Genomic DNA, 14,794 nt, shown 5'->3' on the forward strand with positions numbered 1-14,794 from the left:
GCAGGGCTGGACCGGGTCGTCGAATTCTGATGTCGTTTCGCCTCTCAACGCAGTGACCGCATGACCTCGTTCAAGACCATTCGTGCCCGCGCCGAGAAGCGCAAGGGCGGGCCCAAGGCGCTGGACAGGCTGATGCCTGACAAGCCCGATCCGAAGCGGCTGGCGAAGCTCGCCGACGATCGCATCCTCGCCGAGATGACCAGGCGGGTATTTTGCGCGGGCTTTGCCTGGAGCGTGATCGATACGAAATGGGACGGCTTTGAAGAGGCGTTCCTGGGCTTCGCACCTGCCAAGCTCAGCTTCCAACCGGAAGATTATTGGGAAGGGCTGCTGCGGGACACGCGCATCGTGCGCAACGCCGCCAAGATCATGTCGGTGCGCGACAATGCCGCCTTCGTGCAGGCGATCGCCAAGGAGCACGGCAGCTTCGGCAAGTTCCTGGCGAAGTGGCCGTCGTCCGACGAGATCGGGTTGCTCGATCTCCTGGTCAAGCGTGGCAGCCGGTTGGGCGGCAACACCGGTCAGATGCTGCTGCGCTTCCTCGGCTGGGACGGTTTCGTCACCTCCAGGGACGTCGTCGCGTGCCTGCGCGATGCCGGCCTCGATATCGCCGAAGAGGTGAAGTCCAAGGGGGATCTCGCCAACGTGCAGGCGCAGTTCAACGCCTGGGCCAGGGAGACCGGCCTGCCCTACAGCCATCTGTCGCGCATCTGCGCGCTGTCCGTCGGCGAGGTCAGGCGCGAGTAAGGGTGTGCGGCGGGGTTGATATCACGCGATCGGGAGGAAGCTATGGCAGGCGAACTGGAAGGCAAAATTGCCGTCGTGACGGGGGCCGCGTCGGGCATCGGGTTGGCCAGCACCGAAGCGATGCTGGCCGCAGGCGCGCGCGTGGTGACGGTCGACCGCGACGCTGCTGCATTGGCGGCGCTTCGCGACAAGCACGGCGATGCCTTGATCCCGCTCGTGATCGATCTGCTCGACCCGGCTGATTGCGCCACGCTGCTGCCGCGGGTCCTCGAGCGAGCCGGCCGGCTCGACATCCTGCACGCCAATGCCGGCGCCTATGTCGGCGGCGACCTCGTCGATGCCGATCATGGCGCGATCGACAGGATGCTGAACCTGAACGTCAACGTCGTGATGAAGAACGTGCGCGACGCGCTTGCTCACATGATCGAACGACGGAGCGGCGACGTCATTGTCACGAGCTCGCTCGCCGCCCATTTCCCGACGCCTTGGGAGCCCGTCTACGCATCGTCCAAATGGGCGATCGACTGCTTCGTGCAGACGGTGCGGCGCCAGGTCTTCAAGCACGGCATCCGTGTCGGATCGATCTCGCCCGGCCCGGTCGTCACTGCGCTGCTCGCGGACTGGCCGGCCGAGAAGCTGAAGGAGGCGAGGGACTCCGGAAGCCTGCTGGAGGCCCGCGAGGTGGCCGAGGTCGTGATGTTCATGCTGACGCGGCCGCGCGGCATGACGATTCGCGACGTCGTCATGCTGCCGACCAACTTCGATCTCTAGGGCCTTGCTGGCGGCGCCAACGCCAATAATGTGCGAGATGTGGCGCCCGCGTGCCGTGAGTACGGCCGATGCAACTCACGATCACGAAATACATTCCGCAGGAACATTTGCGCCCAGCGCCCGTTCGGAAGCTTGAGCCAGACGCTCACAGGCGCAGGGAACTGCCGCCTTGGGCTCGACCGATCAAGCCCGACACGAACACAACGGAGCAAGCCCATGAAGCTGACATCCGCGCAGGTGAAGCAGACCGTCAATCAACTCGGCGCCCAGGTGCTCCCCGACGAGCATCCCGCCATGCCCCAGCTCAACAGCATGTTCGGCGAGCACACGTTCTTCGTCGACGAGAGCGGGCTCAAGGTGCTCGAGCCGACCCCGTCGCTCGGCGCCGAACGCGAGACCGGCGAGGTCGTCAGTCTCGCCGACTGGAGCGACACAGAGCTGACCCGCCTGATGGCGCACGAGCCCGAGCCAACCGGCGTGATCGTGGTGTTCGAGCAGATGAAGCATTGACGATTGGCGGTCATGCGGACGTCAGGGAGCTGATTGGGAAGATCACGCCACAAAGTGGCGCACCACGGCCGATGAAGATGGGCACTACTGCCTCGCCGTGACGCTATGATGCAGCGGCCGACCTAGCGCTCCAGTTGGCCAATCTGCGACGGCCTGGGATCTTGCGCTTCGCCTCACGGCCGGCCGCCTTCCCGATTTCGCAGGGTGGTCCGGTAACTTCCGTCGCGGCCCCTTCGATCAATCCGCGCGGTCGACGAGATGTGCCAGAAACAGGCCATCGCAGCCAAGGCAGGGGGCTTGGGACCACTACTCCGGCAGTCCCGCCATCCTCAGACCTTCATAGAAGCGATTGCGCTCCTGCCAGAACGCGGCGTTACGCGAGGGTTCCGATGCTTTCAGGCTGGTGACCGTGTGGGCGGGAATGCGCTTCTGGTACTCGATCAGATTGTTCCTGGCTTGCTCACTGCGACCGTGCAGGGCATCGATCGCCGCCAGCCATTGCCAGGCAAAGCCATTTTGCGGACTACTGATCGTCGCCTGGCGCATGTGCGCGTAAGCTGCCTCGTCATGATGCAGGTGGAATTCGGCCATTCCCAGCGTGAAGTGGCCAAGGCTCACCTGTTCGGCATCGAGTGGATCAAGACGGAGCGATAGCATGACCGGCGCGGCTACCTCTTCCGGGCGGCCCTGTTGCAGCCTCAGAAAACCCAGCCGCTGCAGCGCCCGCGGCTGGTTCGGATAGAGTGACAGCACGCGTTGAATGGCTTGGTCGGCTTCGTCGATCCGACCTTGCGCGGATAACACCAGGCTTCGCACGTAGTTTGCGCGGGGATCGTTGGGTTGCAGCGCCAACGAACGCTCGATCGCTTGCGCGGCGAGCGCCGTCTGGGTGTCCGGCGCATTGCTCCAGCGCGTCAGCACCTCGGTGATGTGACTCAGGGCAAGTCCCGCCAGCGCAGAGGCGGAGCCGGGGTCTATCTGTAACGCCTGCTCGAACAGGGCGCGCGCCCGCTGCGGTTCTTCTCGCGTATGGATCCGCTTCAGCAGCCGCCAGCCCCGAAGCGTTGGATCGATACCGGCAAGCGTACGCCCGGCATACGGCCTGTCGAAGGGTGTCTCGGCCTCATCAATGCGGACCTTCAGCTCGTTGGCGATGCGCGCCGTGATGTCTCGGCGCCAATTCCAGCCGCCTTGTTCAGCATAGTCGAACCGGCCCGACCACAACAACGCGCCGGTGGCACTCGCCTGCAGTTTCAGGGCGATCGAGACGGCTTCGCCTTGGCGCTGCAGGCTGCCGCCCAAGACGTAGGTGACGTTCAACCGGCGGCCAACGCTCAGTGCATCGCTATCGGGATCGGCCAGCGAATTCCCCACGGGATATCCGATCACGAGGGTGTCGGGCAGGCGCGACACTTCGATCGTGAGATCTTCGGTCACGGCATCGGCGAGGTCCGCGGCGTTCTCACCGCCAACACCGACAAGCGGCAAAACCGTGATCGTGTTCTTGCTGACGAGGGCGCCGTTTTGTCCGCGATGCGGAAACCCGAACCAGAGCGCGCCGGCAAGCGAGGCAGTACATAAGATCGCGAATGTCGGCAGCCACGACAATGATTTGCGGGGGGACGGCACCCGGATCGAAGACCCGTGCGAGTCGCCGGGGCCCGCACCACGTTCGACCGTTCCGTCGGCATGCGGCGTGTCGACAGGCGGCTCATTCAGCAAATAACCACGGCGAGGCACGGTCTTGATCCGGCGTTGATCGCCGTCCCCAAGCGCGGCTCGCAGTTCGCTAATGCACTGAACCAGGGAATCGTCGGTTACCGCCACATCGGGCCAAACCGCTTCAATGAGCTCATCCTTGGTCAACAGCCGGCCGGGACGCCGGCCGAGATATACCAGCAGCGCAAAGCTCTTTGGCCGCAAGGTAACCACGGTGCCTCTGACACGCAATTCGCCGCGCTCCAGGTCGATGTCGAAATCGGCAAAGTGAAGAGCGCCGCGGGGGAATCGGGGCCGGCTCGTCGCTACCAGCGACGCTCGGCTCGGTTTTCGTGCCAATTTCGGCGTTCATTCGGCACTCTTTCGGGTGTCGTCGCGTCAACGCGCCTAGGCTCAGCCATCGACGCAGAACGGCGGCGCGGCCGAGATCAACTAACCCTGATGCTAGTCCAAATCGAGGGTCGCGGGAATGGCGTGCCGCATCAGCTCGGAGGTGCCACCATGACAATGAACCGACGTTTCCTTCTGGGGGCAGCCGCCAGCACAGTCGCGACCATGACCGTGACCCCGCTCACCCCGGCATTCAGCCAAAAGGCCATGCGCTCGTCCGCTTCCGAGCCAGGTCTGGACTATGCCAATGTAAGCGAGTTGCGGGCCCTGCTTGATGCACGCAGGATCTCCGCAACCGAGCTGTTCGAGCACGCGATTGGCCGGATCGAGGCCCTCGATTCCCGCATCAATGCGGTGGTCGTGCGAGACTTCGACCGCGCGAAGGCGGCTGCGCGCGAAGCCGATGCCGCGCTCGCCCGCGGCGAACGCCGGCCATTGCTCGGAATACCGATGACGGTCAAGGAAGCCTTCAATGTCGGAGGCTTGCCGACCACTTGGGGCTTGCCGATGGGCCGCGGCTGGCGGGCCACTGAAGACGCGGTTGCAGTCGCCCGCCTCAAGGCAGCAGGAGCAGTGATCCTGGGCAAGACCAATCTTGCCATCGCAATCGCGGACTGGCAAAGCTTCAATCCGATTTACGGCACGACCAACAATCCCTGGGATCTTACGCGCACGCCTGGCGGCTCATCCGGCGGCGCGGCGGCCGCGCTGGCTGCCGGATATGTGCCGTTGGAGCTCGGCTCAGATTTCAGCGGTTCGCTGCGGGTGCCGGCGCATTTGTGTGGCGTCTTCGGCCACAAGCCGACGTCCAACCTCGTGCCGCAGCGCGGTCACGCGCCGCCCCGTTCACCTGCACTGGCAACCGACCTGACCAGCGGCCTTGGCGTTTGCGGACCGATGGCCCGCACCGCCGCCGATCTTTCGACCATGCTCGACGTGATCGCCGGTCCAGACGAATACGAGGCGCGCGCTTACCATCTCGCGCTTCCCGCGCCGCGGCACGAAGCGCTACGGGACTTCCGCGTTCTTGTGCTGGATAGTCATCCTCTGTTGCCGGTTGCAAGTGAGATACGGGCCGCACTCGATCAACTCGCCGGACGGCTGGCCGCGACCGGCGCGAAGGTCGCGCGGTCCAGTCCGCTCGTCCCGGATCTCGCAGAGTCTGCTCGCCTGCATACCCGAATGGTGCGCAATTTTGCCGCGTTCGGCCAGCCTCCCGAATTCTTCGCGAAGGTCCGAGAGAACGTCGCGGCGCTGAAGCCGGATGACGACAGCCTGAAGGCTTGGCGAACACGCGGGCCACTGCTTAGTCACCACCAGTGGATGGCCGCGGAAATCGCGCGGGCCCGCCTGCGCCAGCAATGGGCCGGTCTGTTCCGGGAATTCGACGTGGTTCTCTGTCCGCCGTTTTCCGTGACCGCGTTCCCGCACGACCAAACGCCGGATATGGAGGATCGAACGATCGATATCGACGGCGAGACTCACCCCTATCCATCGCTGATTGTCTGGGCGACGGTCGCAACCCCTCCGGGCCTGCCCGCGACGGTGATGCCGGTAGGCCGTTCGAAGGCAGGGCTTCCCATTGGCGCGCAGATTATCGGCCCTTTGTTCGAGGACCGCACCCCGCTTGCCTTCGCCCAACTGCTCGAAAGCGCGTACGGGGGATTTGTGAGGCCACCCGAAATCTCGCTTTAGCGACGAAGGAGAACGCGCGCCGAGCTTTCTGGAATGGCGCGCCGCCGCCGAGACCGCGCGGCTGATCCTCCGGCTGGCACGCGCCCGAGGCCGAGGTGGTCGAGATGGCCGTACCGACCATCATCGAGGCGGCGGAGTTCGAGGCCGTGCAGACGATGCTCAAGACGCGCGGCCCGGCAACAACAGCGCCGCGGGTCGTCAGTGGACTGACGCTCCTTACCGGCATCTGCTTTTGCGCCGCTTGCGGCGGAGTCTGTCGCGTGTGCTCGACCGCCGTGAGGAGCGATCCAAGGACCGCGCAACTCACATCGCCGAACTGTGCAAGCGAGCAAGCGAAGCGGACGCCAAACTCAAGCGGCTCTACGACGCGATCGAAAACGGAATCGCTGATGTGTCCGATCCGATGTTCAAGGAGCGTGTGACCGAGCTGAAGGCTATCCGCGACCAGGCCCGCGCCCACGCAGAGCGGGCCGAAGGCGCGCTCGATCGGGCCGAGCATCACACCGCAGGCGCTGAAATCATTCGCCAGGACGCGCGCAAGCGTATGCGGACCGAGTCGGGCGGCTACCGCCGCGACCATCTCCGCGCGCTGGCACAACGCGTCGAGGTGGACGCGAAAGAAGTTCGCATCATGGGGACGAAAAGCGTGCTCCAGCGTGCGCTTATCGCAGCTTCGAGCGCAAAAACGGCAGGTTTGGAGTGCCCAGTTTTGTATCGAAATGGCGCACCCGACACGATCTCGAACGTGTGACCTTTGCCTTCGGAGGGCAACGCTCTATCCAGCTGAGCTACGGGTGCAACGAGGGTTCATTTAGCCGATCGGCGCGGGGCGGGCAACCGGTCTGGCCGGATGCGCGAACAATAAGTCAAAGCGCGATCTCATCTCGCTTTAAGCCGATTTGCGCGCGGCCGGACCCGGAACCTGCTCGCTGTCCCGGCCAAGACCGGTGAATTCGGCCAGCATCCGCTCGGCGCAGATGACGCGGTTGCGGCCGAGCCGTTTGGCCGCATAGAGCGCCTGATCGGCTGAACCGAGCAGGTGGTCGGGGCCGCCGTCGGCTTCGCCGGGGATGTGGCAGGCGACGCCGACACTGAGGGTGACGTGGTCGCCGGCCCCGATGGCGCCATGGGTGATCCTCAAGGCCATGACGGCGCAGCGGATCTCCTCGGCGATGGCGCAGGCCTCGTCGCAACTCATCTCGGGCAGGATCAGCGCAAATTCCTCGCCGCCATAGCGGCTGGCAAGGTCGAGGGGACGCGCGGCATGCCTGCTGACGACGGCGGCAACCGCCCGCAGGCACTCGTCGCCGGGCTGGTGGCCGTGCTGGTCGTTGAACAGCTTGAAATGATCGACATCGACGAACAGCAGCGCCAGCGGCTTCTGCGTGCGCTGGGCGCGGGCCCATTCGGTCATCAGCATCTGGTCGAACGCGCGGCGGTTCGACAGCCCGGTCAGCCCGTCCTTGGTGGCGAGCTCCTTCAGCGCCATCTCGGCGCGCTTCTGGTCGGTGAGGTCGCGCAGCGTCTCGACCACCGCGATCAGATTGCCGGCCTCGTCATGGATCGGGCCGGCGTCGATCGCGAGATAGAGCTGGCTGCCGAGCTTCGGCATCACGCACCAGTTCTCCGCGCTGAAGCCGAGCCCGTTGTGGCCGCGTGCGGCATATTCCGAATAGAACTCCGGCAGCTGCTCGGGGCGATCGAGCGCGACGAGGTCGGCGAGGCAGGGGCGCTTGGTCTCGTAGAAGGCCTGCCAATGCTTCGTGGTGCCGAGCACCTCGGAGGCGGCAACGCCGGTCAGCCGCTCGCAGGCTCTGTTCCAGATCACGACGCGGCGTTTCGGGTCGATCACGAAGGTCGGCACCACCAGATGCTGCATCAGCCGCACCGCGTAGGAGTCCGCGACGTCGATGGTCTTGTCCAGCTTCGGCATGTCAGGCCACCGCCGCTACGGGGATGCCATCGCCCGGGCCGAACAGCTTCCGCACCTCGGCGGCCGGCTTTGCGGCGCTGAACAGGTAGCCCTGCATCTCCGTGCAGCCGAGCGCGCGCAGCATCTCGCGTTGCGCTTCGGTCTCGACGCCTTCGGCAACCGTGGTCATGTTGCTGGCGGCGGCGATGTTCACCACTGCTTGCACGATGACGGGCGCGCCGCCGGCGTCCGCGATGTCGGCGACGAAGCAGCGGTCGATCTTGATCTTGTCGAACGGGAAGCGCTTGAGATAGCTCAGCGAGGAATAGCCGGTACCGAAATCGTCGAGCGCGATGCGCACGCCGATGGCGCGGAGCTGGTGCAGGATCGAGAGCGCCGCCTCGTCGTCGCGGATCAATACGGCCTCGGTGATCTCGAGCTCCAGCCGCCGCGGGTCCAGGCCCGAACTGGCGAGCGCGCCTGCGATCTTCAGCGCCAGCGTGTCGCATTTGAGCTGGACCGGCGAGACGTTGACCGCGAGCCGCACCTGCGCCGGCCAGGTCGCGGCCTCGTTGCAGGCGGTGCGCAGCACCCAGTCGCCGAGCTCGTTGATCAGGCCGGTGTCCTCGGCGACCGGAATGAATTCGGCCGGCGAGATCATGCCGCGTTCGGGATGGCGCCAGCGCAGCAGCGCCTCGCAGCCGGAGACGGTGTTGGTGCGCAGATCGACCAGCGGCTGGTAGTGGATCTCGAAGCCTCCATCCACCATGGCCTGACGCAGATCCTGCTCCATGGTCAGGCGCGCCTTGGCGCTCGCGTCCATCGCGGGCACGAAGAAGCGATAGGTACGGCGTCCGCCCGCCTTGGCGCCATACATCGCGAGGTCGGCGTTCTTGATGAGCTGATCGAGATCGGTGCCGTCCTGTGGCGCCAGCGCGATCCCGATGCTGGCGTCGGTCGAGAGCTGGTGACCGAGACAGTGATAGGGCCGGCGGATCGCCTCGTGGATCCGGGTCACGAATGACAGCACCTCGGTAGAGGATTCGACTTTGGTCTGGATGACCGCGAATTCGTCGCCGCCGAGCCGCGCGATTAGGTCGCCCGGCTTGAGGCAGGCGCGGATGCGGCCCGCGATCGCCTTCAAGAGCTCGTCGCCGACATGGTGGCCGAGCGAATCGTTGATGCCCTTGAACTCGTCGACGTCGATATAGAGCAGCGCGAACTCCTCGCCGCCGGCGACTTTTGCCAGCTCCCGTTCGATCTGTTCGCGGAACAGCGTACGGTTCGGCAAGTCGGTCAGCGCATCATAGTGCGCCATATGCGCGATCTTCTCGTCGGCCTTTCGCCGTTCCGTGACGTCCTCGATGACATTGATGATGTAGCGCGGCTCGCCGGCCTGATCGCGGATGCCGATGCGCTTCGAGATGGTATAGCGCTGACCTTCGGTCCTGGTCTTCCAGGTTTGCTCCTTGAGCGTCAGTCGATCGGGCGATTGCAGCAGGGCGTCATCATCGCGAGCGACGATCTCGGCATCCGGTTTGGACAGGATATCGTCGGCCGTCTTTCCTACCATCGTTTCGTTCGAATTCCCCAAGGCGTCCTCGGCAATCCGATTGACCAGGAGATATTGCCGCGTGCGGGCGTCCTTCACGGTGATCTGCGAGGGGATGTGGTCGATGATCTCCCGCAGGAACGTGTAGTTGCGGTCGCGCTCCTGCTCCAGGTTACGCCGTTCGGTGATCTCTTCGATGGTGGCAACCCATCCGCCCTGCGCGAGCGGGGTGTTGATGACCTGGAAGGCGCGGCCGTTCGGCAGCTCGTGCAGCCTTGTGGAGACCGTGCCTTCGGCCACGACCCTCATGACGTCGGCGCAAAACGCCTTGACGTCGCCAGCGAATGCCCCGCGCTCCTTGCGGTGATGCATCGCCTCAAGAATGTGGCAGCCGGGCTTGATGACGTCGCTGGACAGGCCGAACATGTCGGCATAGCGGCGGTTGCAGGTGACGATGTATCCGGCGGCGTCGTACAGGATCAGCCCTTGCGACATGTTGTTCAGGGCCGTATCGAGCCGCTGCCGCTCCGATTCGATCCGCGCTTGCGTATCCCGGTTCTGCCGGCTGATCTGGCGGATGATCAGCCAGAGAATGAGCGCGATGATCGTGGCCGAGACCGTGGCGGCGGTCACCATGAGCCTGGTCTGCTCGCGCCAGTCCGCCAGCGCCATATCAATGGTGTTGGTCGCCATGATCAGAATTGGAAAATGCGCCAGCTGGGCCCCTGCGCCGAGCCGCCCTACGCCATCGATCGGGCTGTTCTCGATCCGCACTGTCTGCCGGCCACCTTTGGCAACGATCGCTTGCAGCAACGGTCCGTTGGCGTAGCTCCTGCCGATCAACGCGTCCGCCCGCGGGTGACGCGCCAGCATGGTGCCGTCGCGATCGAGCAGCGAGATCGCCGCGCCCTTTCCGAGCGCGACGGACGAGAAGAACTTCTGGTAACTTTCGGGATCGATCCGGCGCACCATGATGCCGAGCAGTTCGCCCGCCGGGTTCGTCAGCCGGTGTGCGACCACGGTGGTCCATTTGCCGATCAGAAAGCTGCGCACGGTCTCCAGCAGCACCGGCCCGGACTGGGGGTCGGACCTGAAGGTTTGAAAATAAGCGCGGGACGAGATATTGATCTTCGGCAGCGGTTCGTTTCGCGACCAGTTGATGATGTCGCCGTTGGCGTCGTAGATCGCGATGTCCCCGAGATAATTCACGGCGCTGATCTTGTTCGTGAGCATGCGACGCGCTTCTGCGCTCGACATGCGCTCGTGGAACATCTCGGGCGAGGTGATCTCCGGCAGGTTCATTTGCGCGATCACATCGGCGGCGACGGCCTCGGAATCTTCGAATTGCTGGTCGAAATGCCGGGTCAGCAGCAGGACTGTGTTTTCCAGCTCGCGCTCGCTATTGACGAGCGCGTGCTCGCGAAACTCACCGACGGTCACGACGGTCGCGGCAAAGATACCGGCGACCAGCAAGGCGCCGCTCAAGGTCAGCCACAGCACGGGGCCACGCCGCGCGGCTGCGTCCCAGCCGTTCTTGACGGCTAGGGACATTCTGGCTGTAATCCCTGCAAAGACCTGGCGCATTCCCCCTCCCTGGAGCGACAGGAATACACCGCACAAATGGCGCAAAGCTTAGGAAAGCCAGTTACCTAAGCATTAATCCCGCACGCTGTGGGGCTCCTGTGCAGCGACGCCTGAAATGCGCCGCGCTTGCACAGCGTTCGTGACGAACGCTGCGCCGCATCATGAATAGCCGCCTAATGCGAGGCGCGCTTGTCGCCGCCGCCGTTGCGCAGCCGCCCGACCACGCCGGTCGGAAAGAAGTAGACGCTGGCAATGAACAGCAGCCCGAGCCACAGCAGCCAGCGGTCGGGGTGCAACAATCCCGGCAGCAGCGGCAGGCCGGCTTCCGACGCCGCCTTGGAGGCAACGCCCATCAGCGCTTGCAGATAGTTCTGCGCGAGGATGAAGATCGTGGCGCCGATGATCGCACCATAGATCGTGCCCATGCCGCCGATCACCACCATCAACAGGATGTCCAGCATGATCGAGAAGCTGAGCGAGGTGTCCGGACCGGCATAGCGCAGCCACAACGCGTTCAGGATGCCGGCGCTGGCGGCGACCAGCGCGGCGAGGCAGTTGGCGTAAGTCAGGTGGAAGACGGTGCGGAAGCCGAGCGCCTCGGCGCGAAAGCGGTTCTCGCGGATCGCCTGCAGCACGCGCCCGAACGGCGAATTCACCACTCGCAACAGGCCGAGGATCATCAGCGCCGAGACGGCGAACACCAGATAGTAAGTCAGGGTGCGGCCGTTGATCTCGAACCCGAAGACGTTCTTGGAGATCAGCACCGTGCCGGGCCGCAGCAGCTCCGGCAATTGAAAGCTGCGCCCGTCCTCGCCGCCGGTCAGCCAGGACAGCTGCGACGCCAGCACCTGGAAGGCGGACGCAACCGCGAGCGTGATCATCGCAAAGAAGATCGCGGCGACCCGCAGCGAGAACAGGCCGATGGCGAGCGCCAGCAAGGCCGCGAGCGGCAGCCCGACGACGATGCCGGTTGCGACCGCCGCCCAATTGGGCCCCATCCCATATAGCGCGATGGCGACCGCGTAGCTGCCGATGCCGTAGAACATGGTGTGGGCAAACGACACCGAGCCGGTGTAGCCGAGCAGGAGATCGTAGGAGGCGACCAGCGCGGCGAAGACGCAGATCTTGGCCGCGACATTCAGCGCCTTGGCGCCCGGAAACAGGAACGGCGTGGCCGCCAGCGCCAGGATGATGACGACGAGAAGGAGCGTGAGGGCGCGGCTCCGCGGCGGATCGCCTGACAGGATCATCATCGGCTGGTCACCGCATAGAGGCCGCGCGGCCGCCACATCAGAATGGCGACCATCAGCAGGATGTTGGAGACGAGGGCGAGCTTCGGCACCAGGAAGCCGCCGTAATTGGCGACCATCGCAACCAGGGTGGCGCCGATGAAGCAGCCGCCGATCGAGCCGAGCCCGCCGATGATGACGACGATGAAGATCAGCACGGTGAGGTCGTCGCTCATGGAGGCGTGGACCTGCTCGCGATAGAGCGCCCACATCACGCCGCCGAGGCCGGCGAGCGCCGATCCGGTCATGAACACGCCGAGGAACAGCCGGCGAATGCGATAGCCGAGCGCCTCGACCATCTCGCGGTTCTCGACGCCGGCGCGGATCAAAAGGCCAAGCTTGGTGCGATTGAGCACGAGCTGGATCGCGATGAAGACGACGAGGCCGATCAGCGTCGCCAGCACGCGGTATTTGGCGATCGCGACGTCGCCGAGGATGAACGAGCCGCGCAGCGAGGTCGGTAGCGGCGTCGGGATGATCTGCGGTCCCCACAGCGCATAGAGCGTCTGCTCGGCGACGATCAGGCCGCCCGTCGTCATCAGGATCTGCTTCAGATGCTGGCCGTAGACCGGCAGGATCAGCACGCGCTCGACGATCAGGCCAAGCGCGCCGGACACCGCCATCGAGAGCAGCGCGGCCGGCGCCAGCACCGCGAGGTTGATCCACAGCGAGTCGATCTGCATCGAGGCTGCGAACGGCGCCAGCACCAATGTCGCGACATAGGCGCCGACCGCGATGAACGCGCCGTGGCCAAAATTCAGCACGTCCATCAGGCCGAACACCAGCGTCAGGCCGGAGGCCATGATGAAGATCATCATGCCCATCGCGAGGCTCGCGGCGGTCAGCGTCAGCCAGGTGCTGGGCGAGCCGATCAGGGGAATCGTCACCAGCGCGAGCGCGATCGGCAGCAGGATCGGCGCGATGTCGCGCTTCGGCTTCGGGAGCGGATCATTTGCGGCGAGTTCGCTCACTGATGCGTCTCCAGGCTCAGGCCCAATAACCGTTCCTGTAGCGGCACGTCGGCGGCCAGCGCCGCCATCTCGCCGCGATGGACGACGGTGCCATTGTCCATCACCAGCACATGGTCGCCGAGCTCGCGGGCGGCAAAGAAATTCTGTTCGACCAAAAGGATGGTCGCGCCCTTGCGCTTGATCTCCTTCAGGCACTCGATCAGCGCCATGACGATCGCGGGCGCCAGCCCCTTGGTCGGCTCGTCGATCAGCAAGAGCTTGCGCGGCTCGACGATGGCGCGCGCGATCGACAGCATCTGCTTCTGTCCGCCCGAGAGGCTGCCGGCGCGTGACAGCCAGAACCGGCGCAGCGCCGGAAAGAAGCCAAAAATCCACTCCAGCTGCGCGTCGTCGAGCGGACCATCGCGCGCTGCCAGCACCAGGTTCTCTTTCACCGTGAGGTCGGAGAATACGGCCATGCTCTCGGGCACGTAACCGACGCCAAGCCGGGCGATGTCGGGTGTGGCGCGGCTTTCGATGCGTTCGCCGGCAAGGCTGATCTCGCCGCGAGAGGCCTGCCACAGGCCCATGACCGTGCGCAACGTGGTGGTCTTGCCGGCGCCGTTGCGGCCGAGCAGCATCGTGGTCTGTCCTTGCGGAACAACGAGATCGATGCCCTGTAGGATGTGATAGCGACCGATATGCGTATGCACGCCGGACAGCTTGAGGAGGTCGCTCATGCGGCACTCTCCGGCGCAGATGTCTTCTGGGCAATGCCGAGATAGGCTTCCTGCACGATTGGCGAGGCGATCACTTCGGCAGGCCTGCCGTCCGCGACGAGCTGGCCGTTATGCAGCACGATGATGCGATCCGCGAGGGAACGCACCACGTCCATCTTGTGCTCGACGAGCAGGATGATCTTGCTCTTGTCCTGCTTGAGCTGCGCGATCAGGTTCAGCACCACCGGAACTTCATCGATGCTCATGCCGGCGGTCGGCTCGTCGAACATGAACACTTTCGGCTCCAGCGCGATCATCAGCGCGACCTCGAGCTTGCGCTGGTCGCCATGCGACAGCGCGGTCGCGGTGATGCCGCGGCGATTGCCGAGCGCGACCTGGTCGAGAATGGCATCCGCGTGGCCGATCAGGTCCCGCCGCACCATCCAGGGCCGCAGCATGTCGTAATGGGTGCCATCAGTCGCCTGCACCGCGAGACGCACGTTCTCCTCCACTGTCAGGTTCGGGAAGAGGTTGGTGAGCTGGAATGCGCGCCCCAGGCCTGCGCGGGTGCGCAGCGGCGCGGAATACTGGGTGATGTCGGTGCCGTCGAACAGGACGCTACCGCTGGAGGCGCGCAGCTGGCCCGAGATCAGGTTGAAATAGGTGGTCTTGCCGGCGCCATTCGGGCCGACGATGGCGGTGAGCTCGCCGGGGCGGAACGTGCAGGACACGTTGTTAACGGCGACATGGCCGCCAAAGCGGATGGTGAGATCGCGGGTTTCGAGAGAGAGCGTCATTGAGCGTCTGGCAAATGATGAGAGGAAGATGCTTCCGCGATTGCGCTACGCTCCCTCCCCCGCTTGCGGGGGCTGGGGAGAGGGTGCCTCAGCAATCGAGACCCCCCAAGAGGATAGAGCCTCTCCCGGCCTCCCCCGCAAGCGGGGGAGGTGAAGGAA

General features: G+C 64.8%; 12 protein-coding genes and 1 tRNA gene. 5 read left to right on the forward strand and 8 right to left on the reverse strand.

Going from position 1 to position 14,794, the window contains the following annotated elements; genetic code table 11:
- Positions 1 to 60 precede the first annotated feature (60 nt).
- The 3 genes from AB8Z38_RS24700 to AB8Z38_RS24710 all read left to right on the forward strand — a co-directional run bounded on the left by AB8Z38_RS24700 (position 61) and on the right by AB8Z38_RS24710 (position 2,028).
- Positions 61 to 747 (forward strand): DNA-3-methyladenine glycosylase I, encoded by a 687-nt coding sequence (locus AB8Z38_RS24700; RefSeq protein WP_369720365.1) that lies wholly within the window; start codon positions 61 to 63, stop codon positions 745 to 747.
- 42 nt (positions 748 to 789) lie between these two features.
- A complete protein-coding gene (locus AB8Z38_RS24705; protein ID WP_369720366.1) occupies positions 790 to 1,518 on the forward strand; it encodes an SDR family oxidoreductase in 729 nt (242 codons plus the stop codon).
- A 216-nt stretch (positions 1,519 to 1,734) separates the two neighbouring features.
- A complete protein-coding gene (locus tag AB8Z38_RS24710; protein WP_369720367.1) occupies positions 1,735 to 2,028 on the forward strand; it encodes a hypothetical protein in 294 nt (97 codons plus the stop codon).
- Between the two features lie 306 nt (positions 2,029 to 2,334).
- On the opposite strand, the gene AB8Z38_RS24715 is transcribed toward AB8Z38_RS24710, so the two are convergent.
- Positions 2,335 to 4,086: a winged helix-turn-helix domain-containing tetratricopeptide repeat protein gene (locus AB8Z38_RS24715; protein ID WP_369720368.1), complete on the reverse strand. Its 1,752-nt coding sequence runs from the start codon at positions 4,084 to 4,086 to the stop codon at positions 2,335 to 2,337.
- A 216-nt stretch (positions 4,087 to 4,302) separates the two neighbouring features.
- Between AB8Z38_RS24715 and AB8Z38_RS24720 the strand changes: the two genes are divergently transcribed.
- Together AB8Z38_RS24720 and AB8Z38_RS24725 are read left to right on the forward strand one after the other, a co-directional pair.
- Positions 4,303 to 5,832, forward strand: a complete 1,530-nt coding sequence (locus AB8Z38_RS24720) for an amidase (RefSeq protein WP_369720369.1) — start codon at positions 4,303 to 4,305, stop codon at positions 5,830 to 5,832.
- 262 nt (positions 5,833 to 6,094) lie between these two features.
- Entirely contained in the window at positions 6,095 to 6,583 is a 489-nt protein-coding gene (locus AB8Z38_RS24725; RefSeq protein ID WP_369720370.1) for a hypothetical protein, read from the forward strand.
- Here AB8Z38_RS24725 and AB8Z38_RS24730 read toward each other — a convergent pair.
- The 7 genes from AB8Z38_RS24730 to AB8Z38_RS24760 form a co-directional block, all read right to left on the reverse strand.
- A tRNA-Arg gene (locus AB8Z38_RS24730) sits at positions 6,553 to 6,630 on the reverse strand. The two genes, AB8Z38_RS24725 and AB8Z38_RS24730, sit on opposite strands and share 31 nt — an antisense overlap.
- Positions 6,631 to 6,721: 91 nt before the next feature.
- Positions 6,722 to 7,765 (reverse strand): diguanylate cyclase, encoded by a 1,044-nt coding sequence (locus AB8Z38_RS24735; RefSeq protein ID WP_369720371.1) that lies wholly within the window; start codon positions 7,763 to 7,765, stop codon positions 6,722 to 6,724.
- Position 7,766: 1 nt separating this feature from the next.
- Positions 7,767 to 10,880, reverse strand: a complete 3,114-nt coding sequence (locus AB8Z38_RS24740) for an EAL domain-containing protein (protein WP_369720372.1) — start codon at positions 10,878 to 10,880, stop codon at positions 7,767 to 7,769.
- A gap of 173 nt (positions 10,881 to 11,053) precedes the next feature.
- Positions 11,054 to 12,133, reverse strand: a complete 1,080-nt coding sequence (locus AB8Z38_RS24745) for a branched-chain amino acid ABC transporter permease (RefSeq protein ID WP_369720373.1) — start codon at positions 12,131 to 12,133, stop codon at positions 11,054 to 11,056.
- Positions 12,130 to 13,140 carry a branched-chain amino acid ABC transporter permease gene (locus AB8Z38_RS24750; RefSeq protein ID WP_369720374.1) on the reverse strand — a complete coding sequence of 337 codons (1,011 nt, stop codon included), beginning with the start codon at positions 13,138 to 13,140 and terminating at the stop codon, positions 12,130 to 12,132. The genes AB8Z38_RS24745 and AB8Z38_RS24750 overlap by 4 nt, the downstream gene beginning before the upstream one ends.
- Positions 13,137 to 13,859 (reverse strand): ABC transporter ATP-binding protein, encoded by a 723-nt coding sequence (locus AB8Z38_RS24755; protein WP_369720375.1) that lies wholly within the window; start codon positions 13,857 to 13,859, stop codon positions 13,137 to 13,139. Before AB8Z38_RS24755 ends, AB8Z38_RS24750 begins: the two co-directional genes overlap by 4 nt.
- Complete coding sequence (locus AB8Z38_RS24760; RefSeq protein WP_369720376.1) at positions 13,856 to 14,635, reverse strand: ABC transporter ATP-binding protein; 780 nt, start codon at positions 14,633 to 14,635, stop codon at positions 13,856 to 13,858. Before AB8Z38_RS24760 ends, AB8Z38_RS24755 begins: the two co-directional genes overlap by 4 nt.
- Positions 14,636 to 14,794 lie beyond the last annotated feature (159 nt).

The organism is Bradyrhizobium sp. LLZ17 (assembly GCF_041200145.1).
GTDB lineage: Bacteria > Pseudomonadota > Alphaproteobacteria > Rhizobiales > Xanthobacteraceae > Bradyrhizobium.